The 18,081-nt window shown below is 68.6% G+C and carries 17 protein-coding genes; 5 read left to right on the forward strand and 12 right to left on the reverse strand.

The genetic code is table 11. From position 1 onward, the window contains the following. Positions 1 to 10 precede the first annotated feature (10 nt). Positions 11 to 1,564, reverse strand: coding sequence for a nitric oxide reductase transcriptional regulator NorR (gene norR, locus ARC78_RS00945; RefSeq protein WP_057505527.1), 1,554 nt, complete (start codon positions 1,562 to 1,564; stop codon positions 11 to 13). A 147-nt stretch (positions 1,565 to 1,711) separates the two neighbouring features. On the opposite strand from norR, the gene hmpA reads away from it, so the two are divergent. Continuing rightward, complete coding sequence (hmpA, locus tag ARC78_RS00950; protein WP_057505528.1) at positions 1,712 to 2,893, forward strand: NO-inducible flavohemoprotein; 1,182 nt, start codon at positions 1,712 to 1,714, stop codon at positions 2,891 to 2,893. A gap of 263 nt (positions 2,894 to 3,156) precedes the next feature. On the opposite strand, the gene ARC78_RS00955 is transcribed toward hmpA, so the two are convergent. The 4 genes from ARC78_RS00955 to aroE form a co-directional block, all read right to left on the reverse strand. Continuing rightward, the gene (locus ARC78_RS00955; protein WP_057505529.1) at positions 3,157 to 3,573 is read right to left on the reverse strand and encodes a hypothetical protein; all 417 of its coding nucleotides are present in this window, start codon (positions 3,571 to 3,573) and stop codon (positions 3,157 to 3,159) included. A gap of 75 nt (positions 3,574 to 3,648) precedes the next feature. After that, positions 3,649 to 5,748 (reverse strand): ATP-dependent DNA helicase DinG, encoded by a 2,100-nt coding sequence (gene dinG, locus ARC78_RS00960; protein WP_057505556.1) that lies wholly within the window; start codon positions 5,746 to 5,748, stop codon positions 3,649 to 3,651. A gap of 75 nt (positions 5,749 to 5,823) precedes the next feature. Continuing rightward, entirely contained in the window at positions 5,824 to 6,180 is a 357-nt protein-coding gene (locus tag ARC78_RS16740; protein WP_054660120.1) for a hypothetical protein, read from the reverse strand. A gap of 7 nt (positions 6,181 to 6,187) precedes the next feature. Continuing rightward, positions 6,188 to 7,036: a shikimate dehydrogenase gene (aroE, locus tag ARC78_RS00970; protein ID WP_057505530.1), complete on the reverse strand. Its 849-nt coding sequence runs from the start codon at positions 7,034 to 7,036 to the stop codon at positions 6,188 to 6,190. A gap of 53 nt (positions 7,037 to 7,089) precedes the next feature. Between aroE and ARC78_RS00975 the strand changes: the two genes are divergently transcribed. Further along, complete coding sequence (locus tag ARC78_RS00975; RefSeq protein ID WP_057505531.1) at positions 7,090 to 7,968, forward strand: TolB family protein; 879 nt, start codon at positions 7,090 to 7,092, stop codon at positions 7,966 to 7,968. Positions 7,969 to 7,986: 18 nt separating this feature from the next. Here the strand turns inward: ARC78_RS00975 and ARC78_RS00980 are convergent, their stop codons facing one another. From ARC78_RS00980 to ARC78_RS00995, 4 genes are all read right to left on the reverse strand, one after another. Further along, positions 7,987 to 8,262 carry an SHOCT domain-containing protein gene (locus ARC78_RS00980; RefSeq protein WP_057505532.1) on the reverse strand — a complete coding sequence of 92 codons (276 nt, stop codon included), beginning with the start codon at positions 8,260 to 8,262 and terminating at the stop codon, positions 7,987 to 7,989. Between the two features lies 1 nt (position 8,263). Continuing rightward, positions 8,264 to 9,253: a porphobilinogen synthase gene (hemB, locus tag ARC78_RS00985; RefSeq protein ID WP_054660766.1), complete on the reverse strand. Its 990-nt coding sequence runs from the start codon at positions 9,251 to 9,253 to the stop codon at positions 8,264 to 8,266. Between the two features lie 29 nt (positions 9,254 to 9,282). After that, on the reverse strand, positions 9,283 to 10,197 hold the full coding sequence (locus ARC78_RS00990) for a bestrophin family protein (protein WP_057505533.1): 915 nt from the start codon (positions 10,195 to 10,197) through the stop codon (positions 9,283 to 9,285). Between the two features lie 89 nt (positions 10,198 to 10,286). Next, complete coding sequence (locus ARC78_RS00995; protein WP_057505534.1) at positions 10,287 to 10,535, reverse strand: hypothetical protein; 249 nt, start codon at positions 10,533 to 10,535, stop codon at positions 10,287 to 10,289. Between the two features lie 153 nt (positions 10,536 to 10,688). Here ARC78_RS00995 and ARC78_RS01000 point away from each other — a divergent pair, with 153 nt between their 5' ends. After that, entirely contained in the window at positions 10,689 to 11,111 is a 423-nt protein-coding gene (locus tag ARC78_RS01000) for a hypothetical protein (RefSeq protein ID WP_057505535.1), read from the forward strand. A gap of 46 nt (positions 11,112 to 11,157) precedes the next feature. On the opposite strand, the gene ARC78_RS01005 is transcribed toward ARC78_RS01000, so the two are convergent. From ARC78_RS01005 to ARC78_RS01015, 3 genes are all read right to left on the reverse strand, one after another. Beyond that, on the reverse strand, positions 11,158 to 12,954 hold the full coding sequence (locus tag ARC78_RS01005) for a DUF885 domain-containing protein (RefSeq protein ID WP_057505536.1): 1,797 nt from the start codon (positions 12,952 to 12,954) through the stop codon (positions 11,158 to 11,160). A gap of 285 nt (positions 12,955 to 13,239) precedes the next feature. Continuing rightward, positions 13,240 to 15,465, reverse strand: a complete 2,226-nt coding sequence (locus ARC78_RS01010) for a S9 family peptidase (RefSeq protein WP_057505537.1) — start codon at positions 15,463 to 15,465, stop codon at positions 13,240 to 13,242. A 72-nt stretch (positions 15,466 to 15,537) separates the two neighbouring features. Then, positions 15,538 to 16,230, reverse strand: a complete 693-nt coding sequence (locus ARC78_RS01015; RefSeq protein ID WP_054659649.1) for a glutathione binding-like protein — start codon at positions 16,228 to 16,230, stop codon at positions 15,538 to 15,540. Positions 16,231 to 16,340: 110 nt separating this feature from the next. Between ARC78_RS01015 and ARC78_RS01020 the strand changes: the two genes are divergently transcribed. After that, positions 16,341 to 16,889 carry a TIGR00645 family protein gene (locus tag ARC78_RS01020; RefSeq protein ID WP_054659647.1) on the forward strand — a complete coding sequence of 183 codons (549 nt, stop codon included), beginning with the start codon at positions 16,341 to 16,343 and terminating at the stop codon, positions 16,887 to 16,889. Positions 16,890 to 17,080: 191 nt separating this feature from the next. Next, on the forward strand, positions 17,081 to 18,076 hold the full coding sequence (locus tag ARC78_RS01025; protein WP_057505538.1) for an energy transducer TonB: 996 nt from the start codon (positions 17,081 to 17,083) through the stop codon (positions 18,074 to 18,076). Positions 18,077 to 18,081 lie beyond the last annotated feature (5 nt).

An 18,081-nucleotide genomic window follows, 5' to 3' on the forward strand; every position in this document is an offset into this window, starting at 1 on the left:
GCCTCGCGGCTCACTTCAGCCCCAGCCGTTTGGCCAGCCGGTTGAGGTTGGCGCGGTCCAGCCCCAGCGCGCGGGCGGCCTCGGTCCAGCTGCCGGCGTGCCGCTCCAGACTGGCGGCGATCTGCCGCCGCTGGAAATCCTCCACCGCCTTGCGCAGATCATCGGCCACCGGTGTGCGGATCGTCTCCGGCGCGGAAGGGGCGTCCGGATTCGCCGCCAGCGGCAGCTCCAGCGCCGGCGCGCCCACGGTGAGGATGCGCGGCCGGGCCTCGCCACTGGCGGCCAGTGCGCGCAGCACCGCACGGCCGATCAGGTGTTCCAGTTCGCGTACATTGCCCGGCCAGTCGTAGCCCAGCAGCGCCGCCTGTGCCTCGGCCGACAGCCGCAGGCTGCGCAGGCCCATGCGCGTGCGCGCCTCCTCCAGGAAATAGCCGGCCAGCAGCAGCACGTCGCGCTCGCGCTCGCGCAGCGGCGGCACCCGAAGCGGGTAGGCGCCGAGCCGGTGGTACAGATCGGCGCGGAAACGCCCTTCGCGCACCGCAGCAGCCAGATCCAGATTGGTCGCGGCGATCACCCGCACATCCACCTGGTGTTCGCGGTCCGAGCCCACCCGCTGCAGCTGCCCGCTCTGCAGCACGCGCAGCAGTTTGGCCTGACTGGCCAGCGGCAGTTCGCCGACCTCGTCCAGGAACAGGGTGCCGCCATCGGCCAGTTCGAATTTGCCGCGGCGCTCGCCGACGGCGCCGGTGAAGGCGCCGCGCACATGCCCGAACAGCTCGCTTTCCACCAGCGCATCGGGCAGCGCGGCGCAGTTGATCACCACCATCGGCTTGTCCGCGCGCGTCGAGCGGCGGTGGATGCCGCGCGCGACCAGCTCCTTGCCGACCCCGGTCTCGCCGCTGATCAGCACGCCCAGGTCGGTCGGCGCGACCAGCTCCATCTCCTTGCGCAAGGCCTTGTAGGCGCTGCTCTGCCCCACCACCTCCGGCGGCGGACGCTGGCCGGCGGCCTGCCGCCAGGTCTCGGCCAACCGCTGCTCCTCGCCCAGCTGCGCCGACAGCGCGCCGATCCGCTCCACCGCCTTGACCGTGGCCGCGGCCAGGCTGACGAACGCCTCCAGCCGGCCGCATTCGGTCGGCCCGAACTGCCCGGGGCGCAGCGCATCCATCGTCAGCACGCCCCACGGCCGGTCGTCGATGTACAGCGTGCAGCCCATGCAGTCGTGCACCTCGAGGTGGCCATGGACCGAATCCACCAGCCCGTCGTAGGGATCGGGCAGGCCGCAGTCGGCGGCAAAGCGCACCGTGCCGGCGCCCTGCAGGATCGCCGCCAGCCGCGGGTGCTGGTCCAGCCGGAAGCGCCGCCCCAGCGTGTCCGCGCTCAGGCCTTCCACCGCCAGCGGCACCAGCTGCTCGCCGTCCAGCCGCAGCAGCGCCACCGCGTCGGCCGGCAGCAGTTGCCGCAGCACCTGCAGCAGGCGCCGGTAGCGCTCGGCCTCGGGCAGGTCGCGCGACAGGTCATCGACCAGCGGGATGATCGCGGCCATGAACGGACTGCGGGTCATTTCGACACCTGCGAGTCCGATTGACTCGGAGAACTGCGGGTCATTTCAACCCGCCGAAATCGCAACCCGTTGATTTTCATGGATTCAAAAGCTGGCACGGAACGTGGAATACACAGGGTACTCCTGAAGCAACCCGAGAAACACGCAATGCTGAGCCCCACCCAACGCGACCTGATCAAAGCCACCATCCCGCTGCTGGAAACCGGTGGTGAAGCTCTCACCACCCATTTCTACGGGCTGATGCTGACCGAGAACGAGCAGGTGCAGCCGTTGTTCAACCAGGCCCACCAGGCCAGCGGCAACCAGGCCCGGGCCCTGGCCAACGCGGTGCTGATGTACGCCAAGCACATCGACCGGCTCGAGGCGCTGGGCCCGCTGGTCGGCCAGATCGTGCACAAGCACGTCGCCCTGCAGGTGCTGCCCGAGCACTACCCGATCGTCGGCCATTATTTGCTGCGCGCGATCCGCGAGGTGCTGGGGGCGGAGGTGGCCACCGACGAGATCCTCGAAGCCTGGGGCGCGGCCTACCAGATGCTGGCCGACATCCTGATCGGTGCCGAGGAATCGGTGTACGCGGCCAATGAAAGCGCGCCCGGCGGCTGGCGTGGCGCCCGCACCTTCCGCGTCGCCGACAAGGTGCGCGAGAGCGCGGAAATCGTCTCCTTCCATCTGGTGCCAGCCGACGGCGGCGCGGTGGTGGACTTCCAGCCGGGCCAGTACATCGGCATGACGCTGGTGCTGGACGGCAAGGAGGTGCGCCGCAACTATTCGCTCTCGCGCGCGGCCGATGGCGTGGGCTACCGCATCAGCGTCAAGCAGCAGCACCAGGGGCTGGTCTCCAACCACCTGCACAACCATGTGCACGTCGGCGACACCCTGGAGCTGTTCGCCCCGGCCGGCGATTTCACCCTGCAGGTCAGCGACAAGCCGCTGGCACTGATCAGCGCCGGCGTCGGCATCACCCCGACCCTGCCGATGCTGGAACAGGCGCTGGCCAGCGGCCGCGAGGTGCATTTCATCCATTGCGCGCGCAACGGCCAGGTGCATGCGTTCCGCGAGCTGATCGCCGAAAAGCAGCAGCAGCATCCGCAGCTGCGCAGCTACACCTGCTACAGCGAAGCGCTGCCGGGCGACCAGGCCGACGCTGAAGGTTTCCTCTCGCGCGAACTGCTGGAGCAGTGGCTGCCGGCCGAACGCGACCTGGATGCCTACTTCCTCGGCCCCAAGCCGTTCATGGCGCAGGTCAAGCAACTGCTGCGCGCTGCCGGCGTGCCCGAAGCCCAGAGCCACTACGAGTTCTTCGGCCCGGCCGCGGCGCTGGACGCCTGAGCCGCGCAGGCACACCGTGTTGAGGGGCGGCAGGCCGGCGGGGCAATCCGCCGGCCTGTTTGTTTGCCCCTGCCGCAAGCCCCCACGGCAGGGCCAGGCGGCGGCAGCGCGCATTGCCGGGAAGATCGGCATGAACATCTGTGCCGTGAAGCGGACGGCGATGCCGCGCTTTCGGCCCGGCGGGCGGGGACATCGGCCGGTCCTGTCCGGCCGCGCTGGAACCGCGGGAGCGGCGGCCAGGCTCCATCACCGCGGATGCGGGATCAGCGCAGGTGGGCCTGCAACCAGCGCTCGACGATGACAAGCGTTCCCAGCTTGGCCGGAACCGCCAGCGACATCGCCCGCGCAAAGGCATCCGCCTGTCGAATGAAGGCCTGTCGGGCCACCCGCTGCGCCTGCTGCACGGCCGACTGCTGCCGGCGCAGCTGCACGATCTGCAGCGACGGCCGGCCCGGCGGGGCGAACTTCTGGTAGCGGCGCAGCTCATCGGCGACCAAGGCGACATCGGCCTCGCGCTGCGCCAGCGCCTGCCCGGCCAGCAGCAGCTGCTCCAGCGCCTGCCCGTGCGCGTTCAAGGCACCGTCCGCATCGAACAGCGCCAGCGGCGCCAGCACCGGATCGCGCTGCTGCAGACGCTGCAGCGGCAGGGTCCAGGGAAAGGTGGCGATGAAATCGGACATGCGGGCGACAGGCAAGGAAGGGCGAGGCACTGTACGGACTGGCGCCGGCCGGCACCAGTCACACCGGCCGCACGCTCAGCCGATCACGCGCTTGAATGGCGGCAGCGCATCGATGATGCGTTTGCCGTAGCGACGGGTCAGCAGCCGCGAATCGAGGATGATCACCCGGCCCGTGTCGGTGGAGGTGCGGATCAGGCGCCCGGCGAACTGGGTCAGCGTGCGCAGCGCATGCGGGATCGCGATCAGGTTGAACGAGTTCAAGCCGCGGCTTTCGAACCACTCGCTCAGGGTCGAGGTCTGCGGATCGGTCGGCACCGCGAACGGCACCTGGGTGATCACCACCGTGGTGCAGGCCTCGCCCGGCAGGTCCAGGCCCTCACCAAACGAGTTCAGGCCGAACAGCACCGAGCCCTCGCCCGCCGCGGTGCGCCTGAGGTGCTCGTCGATCATCTTCTGCTTGGCGCCGTCGCCCTGCACCAGCACCTTCTTGCGCAGCGTCGCCGGCATCAGCTCGGCCACTTTTTCCATCTTCCAGCGCGAGGTGAACAGCACCATGCTGCCCTTGTCCCAGTCCAGTTCGCTGGCCAGGTACTTGGCCACTTCCTTCGGATGGCGCTCGCGGTCGTCCGGCGTCACCGGGAACGGCGGCACGATCAGCTCGGCCTGGTGGGGAAGGTCGAACGGTGAGGCCAGCGAGACCATCTCCGCGTCTGCGGGAATGCCGTTGTCGATGGCCAGCGACTGGAAATCGCCGCCGCCGGTCAGCGTGGCCGAGGTCATCACCACCGAGTCGACCTCATCCCACAGCAGCTTGCGCAGCACCATCGCCGCCGATACCGGCGAGCAGTGCAGGATGGTGTCGCCATCGCGCGACAGGGTGATCCAGCGCGCGATCGGCGGCTGGCCCTCCTTGTCCTCGCGGCGCCAGCCGGCCCACAGGTTGTACTGCTGCTCGACCATTTCCTGGGCCATGCCCAGATTGCGCTGCAGGCGCTCGACCGCCGGATCATCCTGCTTGCCCTTGGCCACCGCCGAAGCCGCCGCCGTGGCCCAGTTGAGCAGGGTGCGGGTTTCATCGGCCAGCACTTCGATCGGCTGGCGCCAGGATTCAGGCAGGCGGCCATTGGCGGCGCGCCACATTGGTTCGCGCTCGTCGGGCTGCGGAATCCATACCTGGGCGATCTCGTCGCGGAAGGCCTTGAGCAGCTTGCTCACCCGCGCCGCCACCTCGATGGCCTCGTTCGGCAGCAGGTTGCCGAGCTTGTCCTTGTCCACCGCGCGGTAGGCGCCGGCGATCAGGATCTGCAGGCGGCCGGTGCGCTTGGCCATGTCATCCAGCGGCAGGGTGGCCGCGCCCTGGTCGATGGCGACGTTGCCGATGTGGTGGCCTTCGTCCAGCACCAGCAGCATCTCGGCGGGCGGGGCGATCAGCGGCTGGCCGCTGTCGCTGTCGCCCAGTGACAGCGCCGACAGCAGCAGCGCATGGTTGGTGACGATGATCTGCGCATCACGTACTTCAGTACGCGCGCGCAGCACCGGGCATTGCGCCGAATACGCGCAACGGCGCCCGGCACAGGCCGAGGCCGGCGTGGTGATGCGCATGCGCAAGGTGGGGGTGACCGGCTCCGGTGCGTTGTCCAGATCGCCATTCCACTTGCCCTCGATGAAGGCCTTGGTCAGCTTCTCGGCCACATCCATTTCGATCGGCGCCAGCGGCCGGTCGTAGAGCGGGGCCTCGTCGCCGAACATGCCTTCCTGGCTGCCCTCGCCCTGTGCTTCGGCGGCATTGCGCGTGCACAGATAACGGGTGCGCCCCTTGGCCAGCGCCACGGTGGCCTGCAGCCCGGTGTTCTTCAGGAAATTGGGGATGTCGCGCTCGACCAGCTGCGACTGCAGCGCCACGGTGCCGGTGCTGATCACCAGCTTCTTCTTGCTGGCCAGCGCGATCGGCACGCCGGCGGTCAGATAGCCCAGACTCTTGCCCACGCCGGTCGGCGCTTCCACCACACCCACGCCGCCGGTGCCCAGCGCACGCGACACCACGCCGATCATCTGGCTCTGCGAACGGCGCGTGCTGAACCCGGGCGTGTTGGCCTGCAGCTTGGCGTAGGCGTCGCGGATGCCGGCCTTCAATTCCTCGGTCAAGGTCCGCGGAGCTTCCACTTTTTCGGTCACGCCACTGTGCTGCCTGCTGCGATCAAGGCCGGCATTTTCCCACACCGGCCCGCATTCACCGAATGCCCGTGCAGATCACACCGTGCCGCGCGCCGCTTGTCGGCGCAGCGCCTGTACCAGCGCCCACGCCAGCAGGATGAAACCGGTGGCCTCCAGCAGCGACAGCGCGAAATGGGCCGCGCCCAGCACCGTGTTCAGGCCACTGAGCCCGGCGAAGTTGCCACCGGCGATCAGCAGCAGCGGCAGCACGCTCAACACGCCGCCGACAAGGGTCGCCGCCAGCAGCAGCACCAGTGCCGACAGCGCCACCGTGCGCACCCGCCCGCGCGGGGTATCCAGCAGCATCACCAGGGCCACCCCCAGCGCGATCAGGACCGGCAGGCGGTAGCCGATGGAGACCAGCAGGGTGGTCAACAGCTGCGTGCTTTCCATGGCGCGCTCAGTCGGCGGTGACCAGGAACGCATCGCGGCTGCGCAGCTGCGCATACACCGCATCGGTTTCCGGACGCATGCCATGCCATTGCTGGAAGCTCTCGGCGGCCTGTTCGACCAGCATGCCCAGCCCGTCAAAACTGTTGCGGCAGCCCGAGGCGCGGGCCCAGGCCAGGAACGGAATGGCCGCCTCGCCGTAGTTCAGATCCACCGCCGTGGTCATGCTGTTGACCAGCGACAGCGGCAGGTTGAAGCCCTCACCGCCACCGCGCGCGGCCGAGGTGGCGTTGATGATCAGTTCGAAATCGCCCTGTTCGCGCAGCGCTTCCCAATAGGCGGAAATCGCGCGGCCCGGCTCGCTCATCGCATCGACCAGCGCATCGGCGCGCTCGGCCGAGCGGTTGACCACGATCAGTTCGAGGATGCCGGCATCCAGCAGCGCCGGTGCCACGCCGCGTGCGGCGCCGCCGGCGCCGAGCAGCAGCACGCGGCGGCCGCGCAGGTCCAGCCCATGCCGCCCGGTCAGGTCGCGCACCAGACCGATGCCGTCGGTGTTGTCCCCGTGCCAGCGGTCACCCTTGCGCAGCAGCGTGTTGACCGCGCCGGCACGCTGCGCACGCGAGGTGGTGGTGGTGCACAGCGCGAACGCCGCTTCCTTGAGCGGCAGGGTCACATTGGCCCCGACGCCGCCCTCGGCGGCAAAGGCTTCCAGTGCGGCGGCGAAGGCGTCGGGCGAAGCCTCGATCGCACGGTAGTCCACGGCGATACCGTGCGCCTTGCCGAAAGCCGACTGGATGAAGGGCGACTGCGAGTGTGCGATGGGCTGGCCAAATACGGCGTAGCGGGGTGCGCTCATGGTGATCCTCTGCATGACCTAGACTGGACGCGATTCTCGCCTGCGGAACCTTCATGCGGACCCGACCACTGCTGCTCGCGCTGACTGCGAGTCTACTCTGTACCCCGGTGGCCTCGGCGCTTTCCGAGTTCGGCATCGAAGGCATGGGCGTGGTCTCCACCCGCGCCGATGAGCTGCGTGCCAGCCTGTCGGCCGACGGCCAGCGCATCGTCTGGGCCAGCAACCGCGACGGCGGTGCCGGCGGCTGGGATCTGTGGCAGGCAAGCCTGCAGGGCACGCGCTGGATGGACCCGCAGCCGCTGCCGCTCAACAGCGGGGCCGACGAGGTCGATCCGTTCCTGAGCGCCGACGGCCGCTGGCTGTACTTCGCCTCCAACCGCACCGGCGGCCGCGGCGGATTCGACCTGTACCGGGCCGCGGTCCGGCCTGACGGCAGCTTCGGTGCCCCGCAGGCGCTGGGCAAAACACTGAACAGCCGCCACGACGAGCGCTCGCCGGCGCTGGCCGACGATGGCCGCCTGCTGTTCACCAGCAACCGCCCCGGCGCAGCCGGCGGCTGGGACCTGTGGCAGGCGGACAGCGCGGGCGCGGATTTCAGCGCGCCGACGCCCCTGGCCGGCATCAACAGTGCGGCCGATGAAATCGATGGCAGCTGGCTCAGTGGCGGCCGCGCGGTGCTGTTCGCCCGCACCGCGGCCGAAGGCGGCACCCGGGTCTGGCTGGCGCAATGCCGACAGGGCCGCTGGGCGCCACCGGCGGCGCTGGCGCTGTCGTTCAACATCCCCGAGGGCACCACCCGCGGCGCGCTGGCCGATGCCAGCAAACCGGCCGAGCTGGTGCTCAGCGGCAGCGCGCGGGCGCCGCGGGCCGGCGGTCTGGACCTATACCGGATGAAGGCCCCGGCGGTGGACGGCAGCGACGACTGCCACTGAGCCCATGCCGGCGGCGGCTCAACGGCCGGCGAGGATCTCGGCGCGACGCTTCTCGTACTCTTCCTCGCTGATCTGGCCCTTCTGCTTCTGCAGGCTCAACGCGCGCAGCCCGGCATCCACCTCCGGCGGCGGCGGGGCTTCGCGCTGCAGCCGTTCGGCCGCCGAATGCAGTTCGGCCGGACGCCGGCGCGCACGCACGATCGCCGCGATCACCAGCCCGATCACCGCCGCGAATACCGACACGCCGATCATCCATACCACCCACTGGTAGGCCTGTACCGCCGGAGCATCCATCTCAAGCCTCCTTCAGCCAGCGCGCGATCTGCGGCGCGTAGTAGGTCAGCACGCCGTCGGCGCCGGCGCGTTTGAAGCCGATCATCGTCTCCAGCACGCACTTGCGCTCGTCCAGCCAGCCATTGGCCGCGGCCGCCTTGAGCATCGCGTACTCGCCACTGACGTGGTAGGCGAAGGTCGGCACGCCGAATTCGGTCTTCACCCGGCGCACGATGTCCAGGTACGGCATGCCCGGCTTGACCATCACCATGTCCGCGCCTTCCTCCAGGTCCAGCGCGATCTCGCGCATGGCCTCGTCGCTGTTGGCCGGGTCCATCTGGTAGGTCTTCTTGTCGGCCTTGCCGAGGTTGCCGGAGCTGCCCACCGCATCGCGGAACGGACCGTAGAAGGCCGAGGCGTACTTGGCCGAATAGGCCATGATGCGCGCGTTGATATGACCGGCGGCGTCCAGCGCGGTACGGATCGCACCGATGCGGCCGTCCATCATGTCCGAGGGCGAGATGATGTCCACACCGGCTTCAGCGTGCGACAGCGACTGCTTGACCAGCGCCTGGACGGTGATGTCGTTGAGCACGTAGCCGCGCTCGTCGATGATGCCGTCCTGGCCGTGCGTGGTGTACGGGTCCAGCGCCACGTCGGTCATCACCCCCAGCTCGGGGAAACGCGACTTCAGTGCACGCACCGCGCGCTGTGCCAGACCCTCCGGATGCCAGGCTTCGGCCGCGTCCAGCGTCTTGCGCGAGGCGTCGATCACCGGGAACAGGTCGATCACCGGTACGCCCAGTTCCAGCGCCTGCTCGGCCTCGCGCAGCAGCTCGTCGATGGACATGCGGTCCACGCCCGGCATCGAGCCGACCGGCGCGCGGCCGTCCAGCTCATGCACGAACACCGGCCAGATCAGGTCGTCGGTGGTCAGCGTGTGCTCGCGCATCAGCCGGCGCGAGAACTCGTCATGGCGCATGCGGCGCGGGCGGTAATGGGGATGGCCCATGGAACTACTCCTTGATTCAAAAACGGTGATCAGCGCAGGACATGGCCCTGCGGCTGCAATGGTTCAGGCAATGGCCGCCGGCCCAGCGCGTCCAGCACATCGATCTCGATGGTACGCACCATCGCATCGAGCGGCAGGTCATTGGGCTCCAGCCCGAACGGCTCCTCCAGCTCCTCGCCGAGCTGGTCCAGGCCGAAGAAGGCATAGGCCAGCAGCATCGACACCAGCGGCGTGGCCCAGCCCAGCGCGCCGGCCAGGCCGAACGGCAGCAGCACGCAGAACAGCCACGCGCAGCGGTGCAGCAGCAAGGTGTAGGCAAACGGCAAGGGCGTGCCGGCGATGCGCTCGCATCCGGCCTGTACCGAGGACATGGCCTGCAGACGCGCTTCGAACTGGCCGTAAAGGTAAGGGTCGAGCCGGCCTGCGTGCAGCGGTACCGCCAGCTCGCCGGCCAACTGGGCGAGCACCGCGTCGGGAATGTTGCGTCGCTGCAACACCGCCCTCTGATCGTCGGCCAGCCACGGCGCCGCCGCGGCCGCCTGATCGGCAGCGCGCAGGCGCGCGGCCAGTGCGTGGGCGAAGGCGATCAGCAGATGGGAGGCACGCGTGCGCAGCGCCGGCTCACCGGGCAGCAGCGCCGCAGCCGCGCGGGCAACACTGCGTGCCTCGATCAGCAGCTGGCCCCACAGCTTGCGCCCTTCCCACCATCGGTCATGGCAGGCGCTGTTGCGAAAGCTCAGGAAGATCGACAGCACCAGACCCAGCAGGGTGAAGGGCACCACCGTCACCCCGTCGCGACCAAACGGGTGCCAGTAGCGTTCGAACGCCGCCACGGCCACCGCCAGCACACCGATCGCCAGCACCTTGGGCGCGATGGCCGGCACGATGGAACCGCGCAGGATGTACAGCAGCTGCCAGCCAGTGGGACGGGGGCGGATGATCATCGGGAAGCAATCACGCCGGGCAAAGGCCCGGTCAACGCGGGCATTTTACGCCCGCTGCCCGCCCCCGGCCGGGCCACCCTCTTCCCGGTTCAGATGAACCCACCCCCGATGCTCAGGCGGATCACCCCGACCACGATCACGATGCCATTGAGCAGCAGGCCGGTTTTGGCCCGGCCCCGCTTGCTGGCATGGGTGAACAGCAGCCCGATCGCGGCGATGACCGCGCCCACCGCAGCGAACGGAATCAGAAACCAGTTGCCCCACCCCAGCAGCGGGATGAACGCCAGTACCATCCACAGCAACGCCACGATGCCCCAGACCAGGCTGATCAGCCCCATGTTGTTTCCTCCGCTTGTTGCAGCCTGCACCATAGCCGGTAAACCGGCTCGAAAACGCCCCTGTGCGGAAAGTCGCGGGTCCTGTGGAATTCGCGGCTGATTCAGCAACTGCCGGGGATCATCCGCAAACAACGATCATCGGGGAGTGAAACCATGAAATTCCCGCTTGTCATCGCTTTGGGCGTGGTCTTGGCCACCGGCGGTTGCGCCAGCACCTCCAAGGTCATGCTCGGCCAGGCCCGCGCCCCGGTGGACCCGGCCAGCGTGCAGATCTATTCCACGCCGCCGCCGGGCTCGGTGGAAATCGCCCAGCTGGAAGCCTCCAGCGCGGTCGGCTTCGGCACCCAGGGCCAGACCGATGCCGCCGTCGCCCGACTCAAGCGCGAAGCGGCCGCGCTCGGCGCCAACGGGGTGATCCTGATGGGCGTGGGCGGCGGACGTTCGCCGGTCGGCATGTCGGTCGGGGCCGGCAGCTTTGGCCGGCACAGCGGCGGGGGCCTGAGCGTGGGTATTCCGACCGAGCAGAAACGCGCGGCCGGGGTGGCGATCTGGGTACCCCCGGGCGCCGGCAAGTAACGGCTGCGGCAGGACAGCGAAGGGCGCCATGCGGCGCCCTGCTTTTTTACCGCTTGCGCTGCGCCGGAATGAACACCTCGTTGACCGCCGCGGCCAGCTGGTCCGGCGGCAACAGGCCCTGGTCGAGCAGGAAATTGTTGAATGCCAGACGGTCGAACCTGTCGCCCAGGGCCAGCTCGGTCTGCATGCGCAGTTCCATGATCCGGGTGTAGCCATAGAAATAGCTGCAGGCCTGGCCCGGCGCACGCACGGTGTAGCGGTCCAGCTCCTGGGTGGCCATCGCCTCGGACAGCCCAACGCCTTCCACCAGCAGCTTGCGCGCCCGCTCGCGGTCGGTCTGGCCCAGATTGAGTGCGGGATCGAGCATCGCCCGGGCCGCACGCAGTAGGCGGAACTGCAACGCGATCATCTGCCCTTCCAGCGGCTCGAACGGCACCATCTCCGCCTCGGCATACAGCGCCCAGCCCTCGACGTTGACCGAATTGAAGGCGAACATCGTGCGCGCCAGCGAGATACCGCGCTCGACCATGGCCGCGAACTGCAGGTCGTGGCCGGGGCGGCCTTCGTGCGCGCTCAGCGTCCATGCCGCCGCGCCAAAGTTGAAGTCATCGTACCGGGCCTTGTCCCCCGAGGCGGGGTTGCCCAGCGGCAGCACGAACGTGCCCTGCTGGCCGGTGTTGCCCACCAGCGGCGGCGGCAGGTAGTGCGGGGCCGGCGAGGCGGCGCTTTCGGCGGCGCTGCCCAGCCGCATCTGCAATGGCCGCTGCGGCACCTCGACAATGCCCTGCGCGCGGATGACCGGATCGATCGCATCGATCACGCCGCGGTAGTGCGACTCGAGCTGGTCGTTGCCGATGGTGTCCTGCTTCAGCGCGCGGATCGCCGCCACGTAGTCGGTGTTGTCGGCAAGCTTCAAACCCTTGGCCTGCACCACCAGCGGTGCCAGCTGGCGCATCATCGCGCGGGTTTCCATGTACTCGAGCTGGGCACGCTGCATCAGCAGCGCCGGGGCGATATCCACCCCCACCCGCTTGAGCTGGAACGCGTACAGCTCGGCCGGCAGACGGGTATCGGTGCGGGCCCGGGGCAGCACGTCCTGCTGCGTCCAGGCGATGTAGTCCTTCATCTGCGTGGCCAGCTCGGCCAGCGCGGCATCGGCGCCGTCGATCTGGTACTTGGCGAACAGCTGGCCGATGCCGGCGATGTAGGTGTCGACATTGGCCAGCGCCTGCTCGACTTCGATCCGGGTCGGCTGCAGCAGATTGGGCGTGCCGCTCTTTTCGGCGTAGCGCTGGCGCGCCAGGGTGGCCAGCGGCTGCGTGCCCGGGGTCCTGCCGAGGTAGGCGTTGAGCCGGTCCAGTGCCTTGGCCCGGCGCGCTTCGGGCACCTGGTCGGAGAGCAGGTTGTTGAGGCCGCCGAACACGGTCTGCGGCACATCCACCCACGGCATCAGATGCTGCTCGTCGAGCGCGCTGCCTTCGATGTTGCGTCCGGCCGCGTCGATCATGATCTGCAGGTCCTGGCGCAGATTGGGATCGCGCTCGACCTGCAGCTTCTCGCGCAGCTGGTCGCGCGCCTGGTTCATGGCGGCGCGGTAGCGCGCGGCGTTGTCCGGCCCCAGATCGACCACCTTGTCGTCATAACCGGGCACGCCGAAGAAGCTGGTCATCTCCGGCTGGAACGGCGCCTGCGCGGCAAGCAGGATCTGCGCCAGCTCGTTGCTGCGCGCAACCCAGGCCGGGGCGGCGGGCGTGGTCGTGGTCGTTACGGGTGCGGCGGCGCTTGCGGTGAGCGGCAGCGGGGCGGCAAGGGCGAGCGCGACGGCGAGGACGAGAGGCTTCATGGACAGCTCCGTAAGGAATTGGCTGACCGTACGCAGTCGCTACCGGGGCGGCAAGGGTAGGAAGTGGGGGCTGTTCGCGGGAGTGGCAGCAACGGGGGCAACGCTCATCCCTTACCGGACCTCCCCCTGGCCTGCGGCCAACGGGCGAGACCCGCGGCTGGGCGGCGGCCTGACACACCGCCGCGAACAGCTCCCTCCCTTTGCCGGGGACAAGGGAAGGGGCGGGAAGGGTGCATTTGGCGTTGGCTTGCAGCCCTTCCCCACAAACCACCCCAGCAACGCCGCTCAGGGCTTCAGGCAGCGCCCAAGGAAGTTCTCGGCGACGCGGTAGCGGTGCAGTGCATCCATGCCCGACAGGCCGTGCTTGGCACCCGGATAGGTCATCAGCTCGAACGGCTGGCCACGTTTCTGCAATGCGCTCATCAGGCTGGTCGAGTTGGAGAACAGCACGTTGTCATCGGCCATGCCGTGGATCAGCAGCAGCGGCGAGGTCAGCCCGTCGATATGGGTGAGCACGCGCGCCTCGCGGTAACCCTCGACATTGGCCGCCGGCAGGTTCATGTAGCGCTCGGTGTAATGGGTGTCGTACAGGCCCCAGTCGGTGACCGGTGCACCGGCCACGCCGCAGGCGTACTGGTCCGAGGCCTTGGCCAGCAGCATCAAGGTCATGTAGCCGCCGTTGGACCAGCCCTGCACGCCGATGCGCGCACCGTCCACCCATGGCTGCGCCTTCAGCCACTGCACGCCCTTGAGCTGGTCGGCCACTTCCACCGTGCCCTGCACGCCGTACAGCGCGCCGCCGAAGTCACGGCCGCGGCGCGGCGTGCCGCGGTTGTCCAGCGAGAACACCACATAGCCGCGCTGGGCCAGGTACTGGTTGAACAGGTGGTCGCCACGGCCCGGCCAGCTGTCGGTCACCGTCTGCGAGGCCGGGCCGCCGTAGACGTACACGGCCACCGGGTATTTCTTCGCCGGGTCGAAGCCCTCGGGCTTGATCAGGCTGTAATGCAGCACGGTCTTGCCGTCGGCGGCCGTCAGCGTGCCGTACTCGACCGGGCGCTGCGCGTCACGGTACTTCGCGTACGGGTGCTTCGGGTCCGCCAGGTTGTTGTCCAGCAGCGTGGCGATCTTCTCGCCGCTCGCGCGGAACAGCTCGATCTGCGGCGGCGTGGTGTGGTTGGACCAGCTGTCCACATAGACGCTGGCGTTGTGGGCGAACGCGGCGCTGTGCATGCCGGGGCTGCGCGAGAGCTTCTTCGGGCTGCCGCCGGCCAGCGGCACGGCGTAGATCTCGCTGCGCAGCGGCGATTCCACACCGGCGCGGAAATACACGGTGCCGGCGTCCTCGTCCACGGCCAGCAGCTCGTCCACCGGCCAGTTGCCCGAGGTCAGCGCGGTCATCTGCTTGCCATCGGCGCTGGCCAGGTACAGGTGCTGGAAGCCGCTGCGCTCGGAGGACCACACAAAGCGGCCGTCCTTGAGGAAGCGCAGGCTGTTGTGCAGTGGCACCCAGGTGGTGCCGGTCTCGGTGGCCAGCGTGCGCTGCCGGCCATCGGCCAGATTGGCCTCGATCAACTCCAGCGTCTTCTGGTCACGGCTCTGGCGCTGGAAGGTGAGGTGCTGCGGATCGCGCCAGTTCACGCGGGTCAGGTACATATCGGTCTGCTTGCCCAGGTCCACCCAGTTCACCGCCGCATCGGCGCGCGGCGCGATCACGCCCAGGGTGACCCGCACGTTGGCATCGCCGGCGGCCGGGTAGCGCTGCTCGATCATCTCCACGCGGTCGGCATACATCTCATAGCGCTTCTGCACCGGCACCGGTGATTCGTCGATGCGGGCGAAGGCGATGGCCGAGTCATCCGGCGCCCACCAGTAACCGGTATGGCGGTCCATTTCCTCGTCGGCGACGAACTCGGCCACGCCGTTGCCGATAGTGGCGCTGCCGTCGCGGGTCAGCTGCAGCTGCTTGCCGCTGGCCAGATCGATCACCCACAGATTGCGCTCGCGCACGAAGCTGACGAATCCGCCCTTGGGCGAGAGCTTGGCGTCGGTGCTGAAGCCTTCGCCGTGGGTGAGCTGGCGCACCGCCTCGCGGCCCTGCTTGCCCAGGTCGTACAGGTAGAGCTCGCCGCCGAGCGGGAACAGCAACGTCCGGGCATCGGGCGACCACTGGTAATCGACGATGCCGCTCAGCGCGGCGATGCGCTGGCGCTCGCGGCGCGCCTTCTCCGCGTCGCTCAGGGTCTCGGTGCCGGGCAGCACGATCTTGGAGTCCACCAGCAGCCGGGTCTGGCCGCTGGCGATGTCGTATTCCCACAGGTCCAGCTGGTTGCGGTCGCTGTCCTTGCCGCGCAGGAAGGTCACCCGCGAGCCATCCGGCGCCACCTTGGGCTTCATCAGCGTCGGACCGGACAGCGGCGCGTTGCCGGTGATGGCTTCGAGGGTCAGCTTTTCGGCGTGGACGGCGGGAGTGGCGAAAATCATGGCAAGGGCAAGAAACAAGGGACGCATGGAATTCCTGTCGGCGACAGCACGGATCGGGCCATCCTAGCCGAGCCCCTGCGTCCTTGCCCCTGCCGTGAGTCAGTCGCGCCGGCCGAACAGCTGCTGGCGTTCTTCCTCGCTCAGCGGCTGCCCGGCCTGCGGGTTGACCGTCGGCCCCAGCGCATACGCCCGCTGCGTGGCCGGCCGGGCGGCAATGGCCTGGTGCCAGCGCTGCAGATAGGGAAAGGCGTCAAAATCCACCGGCAGCTTGTCGTAGGCGCCGATCCACGGGTAGCAGGCCATGTCGGCGATGCCGTACTCCTCACCGGCCAGGTAGGCCGACTGTGCCAGGCGCCTGTCCATCACCCGGTGCAGGCGCCGCACCTCGCTGTCGTAGCGCTCGATCGCATAGGGAATGCGCTCGGCGGCATACACGTTGAAATGGCCCATCTGCCCGCTCATCGGCCCCAGCCCGCCCATCTGCCAGAACAGCCACTCCAGGGTGGCGGCGCGCCCGCGCAGGTCGGTCGGCAGGAAACGGCCGGTCTTCTCGGCCAGGTACAGCAGGATCGCGCCGGATTCGAACACGCTCACCGGCGCGCCGCCATCGGCCGGGGCGTGGTCGACGATGGCCGGCATCTTGTTGTTCGGCGAAATGGCGAGGAATTCCGGCAAAAACTGGTCGCCCTTGCCGATATTGACCGGGACGATGCGGTACTCCAGCCCGGCCTCCTCCAGCAGCAGGGTGATCTTGTGGCCATTGGGGGTGGGCCAGTAATAGAGGTCGATCATGCGTACGGCTCCAGGAAAGGCAGCCCCCAGTGTAGGCAACGGCGTGCTTGGCAGCGTTACGGCCGTGCCGTTAATCTGCCTGCTTTCCGCAACGCAGCATTCCCTGACCGATGTCCGAATTCAAGCCGCTGAGCCCGCTTCCCTCCCTGATCTTCGCCTCGCGCTGGCTGCAGCTGCCGCTGTACCTGGGGCTGATCCTGGCCCAGGGCGTCTACGTGTTCCTGTTCGGCAAGGAGCTGTGGCACCTGATCCACTCGGCCACGGAAATGAGCGAGCAGCTGATCATGCTGGCGGTGCTGGGCCTGATCGATGTGGTGATGATCTCCAACCTGCTGGTGATGGTGATCGTCGGCGGCTACGAGACCTTCGTCTCGCGCCTGCGCCTGCAGGGCCATCCGGACCAGCCCGAGTGGCTGAGCCACGTCAACGCCTCGGTGCTGAAGGTCAAACTGGCGCTGTCGATCATCGGCATCTCCTCGATCCACCTGCTCAAGACCTTCATCGAGATCGGCAACCTGGGCGCCGAAGGCAGCAAGTACACCGAAGCCGGGGTGCTGTGGCAGACCATCATCCACTGCGTGTTCATCCTCTCGGCCATCGGCATCGCCTGGACCGACAAGCTGATGCACAACGGCTCGTCGAAAAGCGCCAGCCACTGAACTACACTCCCGACGCCCGCCACATTGTGACGGGCGTCTCTCTTTCACACCATCAGCATCCCCGCCTCGTGCAGGCAGGGGTGGCAATGCTAGATTCGCCCTTTGCTCCAGATCGCCGGCGTCGGGAAACGCCGTGCAGTCACCCGGTCCGGGCAATCACTTTCGCGTTCGTCGATTCAAGGGGAAGTCTGATGTCGTACGTCACGATCCATGGCAAAGCGCGCCTGCTCGCGCCCAGTTTGCTGGTGGCCGCTCTGGTGGCCTGCTCGGGCAAGGAAGAAACCACGCCTGCACCGGTCACACCGGCAGCCGCGCCCGCCGCTGCACCGGCACCGGCCGTCTCGGCCAAGGTGCAATCAATGGATACCGAGCAGCTGCGCGATTCGGCCAGTGCCGCGTTGCGCGAGAACCGCATGTACGCCCCGGCCGGCGACAACGCGATGGAGTACTACCTGGCCCTGCGCGACAAGCTGCCCGACGATGCCGCGGTCAAGAGCGCGTTGACCGATCTGCAGCCCTACACCCTGATCGCCGCCGAGCAGAGTCTGGCCCGCGAGGACTTCGCCGAAGCGCAGCGGCTGGTGGCCCTGATCGAGAAGGTCGACGCCGGCGCCCCGGCGCTGCCGCGCCTGAAGCAGGGCATCACCTCCGGCATGCAGGTGGCGGTCAAACGCACCCAGGAGGAGACCGACAAGGTCAAGCGTGAAGCCGAAACCCGCGCCAAGCAGCTGGTCGAACAGCAGCGCCTGGCCCAGCAGCAGGCCGCCGAGGCCAGCGCGGCCCAGCAGCTGGCGGCCAGACAGGAGGCCGCGCGGCAGGAAGCGGCGCGTGCCGAAAGTGCGCGCCAGGAAGCCGAGCGCCAGGCGGCCGCCCGCCGTGAGGCCGAACAGCGCACCGCCACGCCCGCTCCGACGGCGCCCAAACCCGCTGCGGCGGCATTGCGCGCGGTCAGCACGCCGGCACCCCGCTATCCGGCCGACGCGCTACGCTCGGGTACCTCTGGCGAAGTGCTGGTGGAAATCTCCGTCGGCACCGACGGCTCGGTCACCGACGCCCGCGTGCTGCGTTCCAACCCGCCACGCGTGTTCGACCGCGAAGCCCTCAACGCGGTGCGCCGCTGGAAGTTCGAGCCGATCGCCAGCCCGACCACCACCCGCCGCACGCTGGCCTTCACGCCGAACCAGTAAGTCCG

Origin of the sequence: Stenotrophomonas pictorum JCM 9942 (genome assembly GCF_001431585.1) — a bacterium.
In the GTDB taxonomy this organism is placed as follows: Bacteria; Pseudomonadota; Gammaproteobacteria; order Xanthomonadales; family Xanthomonadaceae; genus Stenotrophomonas; species Stenotrophomonas pictorum.

Bases quoted from the DNA above. Each gene is read 5' to 3' on its own strand.
- norR (WP_057505527.1), bottom strand. From the start codon at position 1,564: ATGACCCGCAGTCCGTTCATGGCCGCGATCATCCCGCTGGTCGATGAC.
- hmpA (WP_057505528.1), top strand. From the start codon at position 1,712: ATGCTGAGCCCCACCCAACGCGACCTGATCAAAGCCACCATCCCGCTG.
- ARC78_RS00955 (WP_057505529.1), bottom strand. From the start codon at position 3,573: ATGTCCGATTTCATCGCCACCTTTCCCTGGACCCTGCCGCTGCAGCGT.
- ARC78_RS16740 (WP_054660120.1), bottom strand. From the start codon at position 6,180: ATGGAAAGCACGCAGCTGTTGACCACCCTGCTGGTCTCCATCGGCTAC.
- aroE (WP_057505530.1), bottom strand. From the start codon at position 7,036: ATGAGCGCACCCCGCTACGCCGTATTTGGCCAGCCCATCGCACACTCG.
- ARC78_RS00975 (WP_057505531.1), top strand. From the start codon at position 7,090: ATGCGGACCCGACCACTGCTGCTCGCGCTGACTGCGAGTCTACTCTGT.
- ARC78_RS00980 (WP_057505532.1), bottom strand. From the start codon at position 8,262: ATGGATGCTCCGGCGGTACAGGCCTACCAGTGGGTGGTATGGATGATC.
- hemB (WP_054660766.1), bottom strand. From the start codon at position 9,253: ATGGGCCATCCCCATTACCGCCCGCGCCGCATGCGCCATGACGAGTTC.
- ARC78_RS00990 (WP_057505533.1), bottom strand. From the start codon at position 10,197: ATGATCATCCGCCCCCGTCCCACTGGCTGGCAGCTGCTGTACATCCTG.
- ARC78_RS00995 (WP_057505534.1), bottom strand. From the start codon at position 10,535: ATGGGGCTGATCAGCCTGGTCTGGGGCATCGTGGCGTTGCTGTGGATG.
- ARC78_RS01000 (WP_057505535.1), top strand. From the start codon at position 10,689: ATGAAATTCCCGCTTGTCATCGCTTTGGGCGTGGTCTTGGCCACCGGC.
- ARC78_RS01005 (WP_057505536.1), bottom strand. From the start codon at position 12,954: ATGAAGCCTCTCGTCCTCGCCGTCGCGCTCGCCCTTGCCGCCCCGCTG.
- ARC78_RS01010 (WP_057505537.1), bottom strand. From the start codon at position 15,465: ATGCGTCCCTTGTTTCTTGCCCTTGCCATGATTTTCGCCACTCCCGCC.
- ARC78_RS01015 (WP_054659649.1), bottom strand. From the start codon at position 16,230: ATGATCGACCTCTATTACTGGCCCACCCCCAATGGCCACAAGATCACC.
- ARC78_RS01020 (WP_054659647.1), top strand. From the start codon at position 16,341: ATGTCCGAATTCAAGCCGCTGAGCCCGCTTCCCTCCCTGATCTTCGCC.
- ARC78_RS01025 (WP_057505538.1), top strand. From the start codon at position 17,081: ATGTCGTACGTCACGATCCATGGCAAAGCGCGCCTGCTCGCGCCCAGT.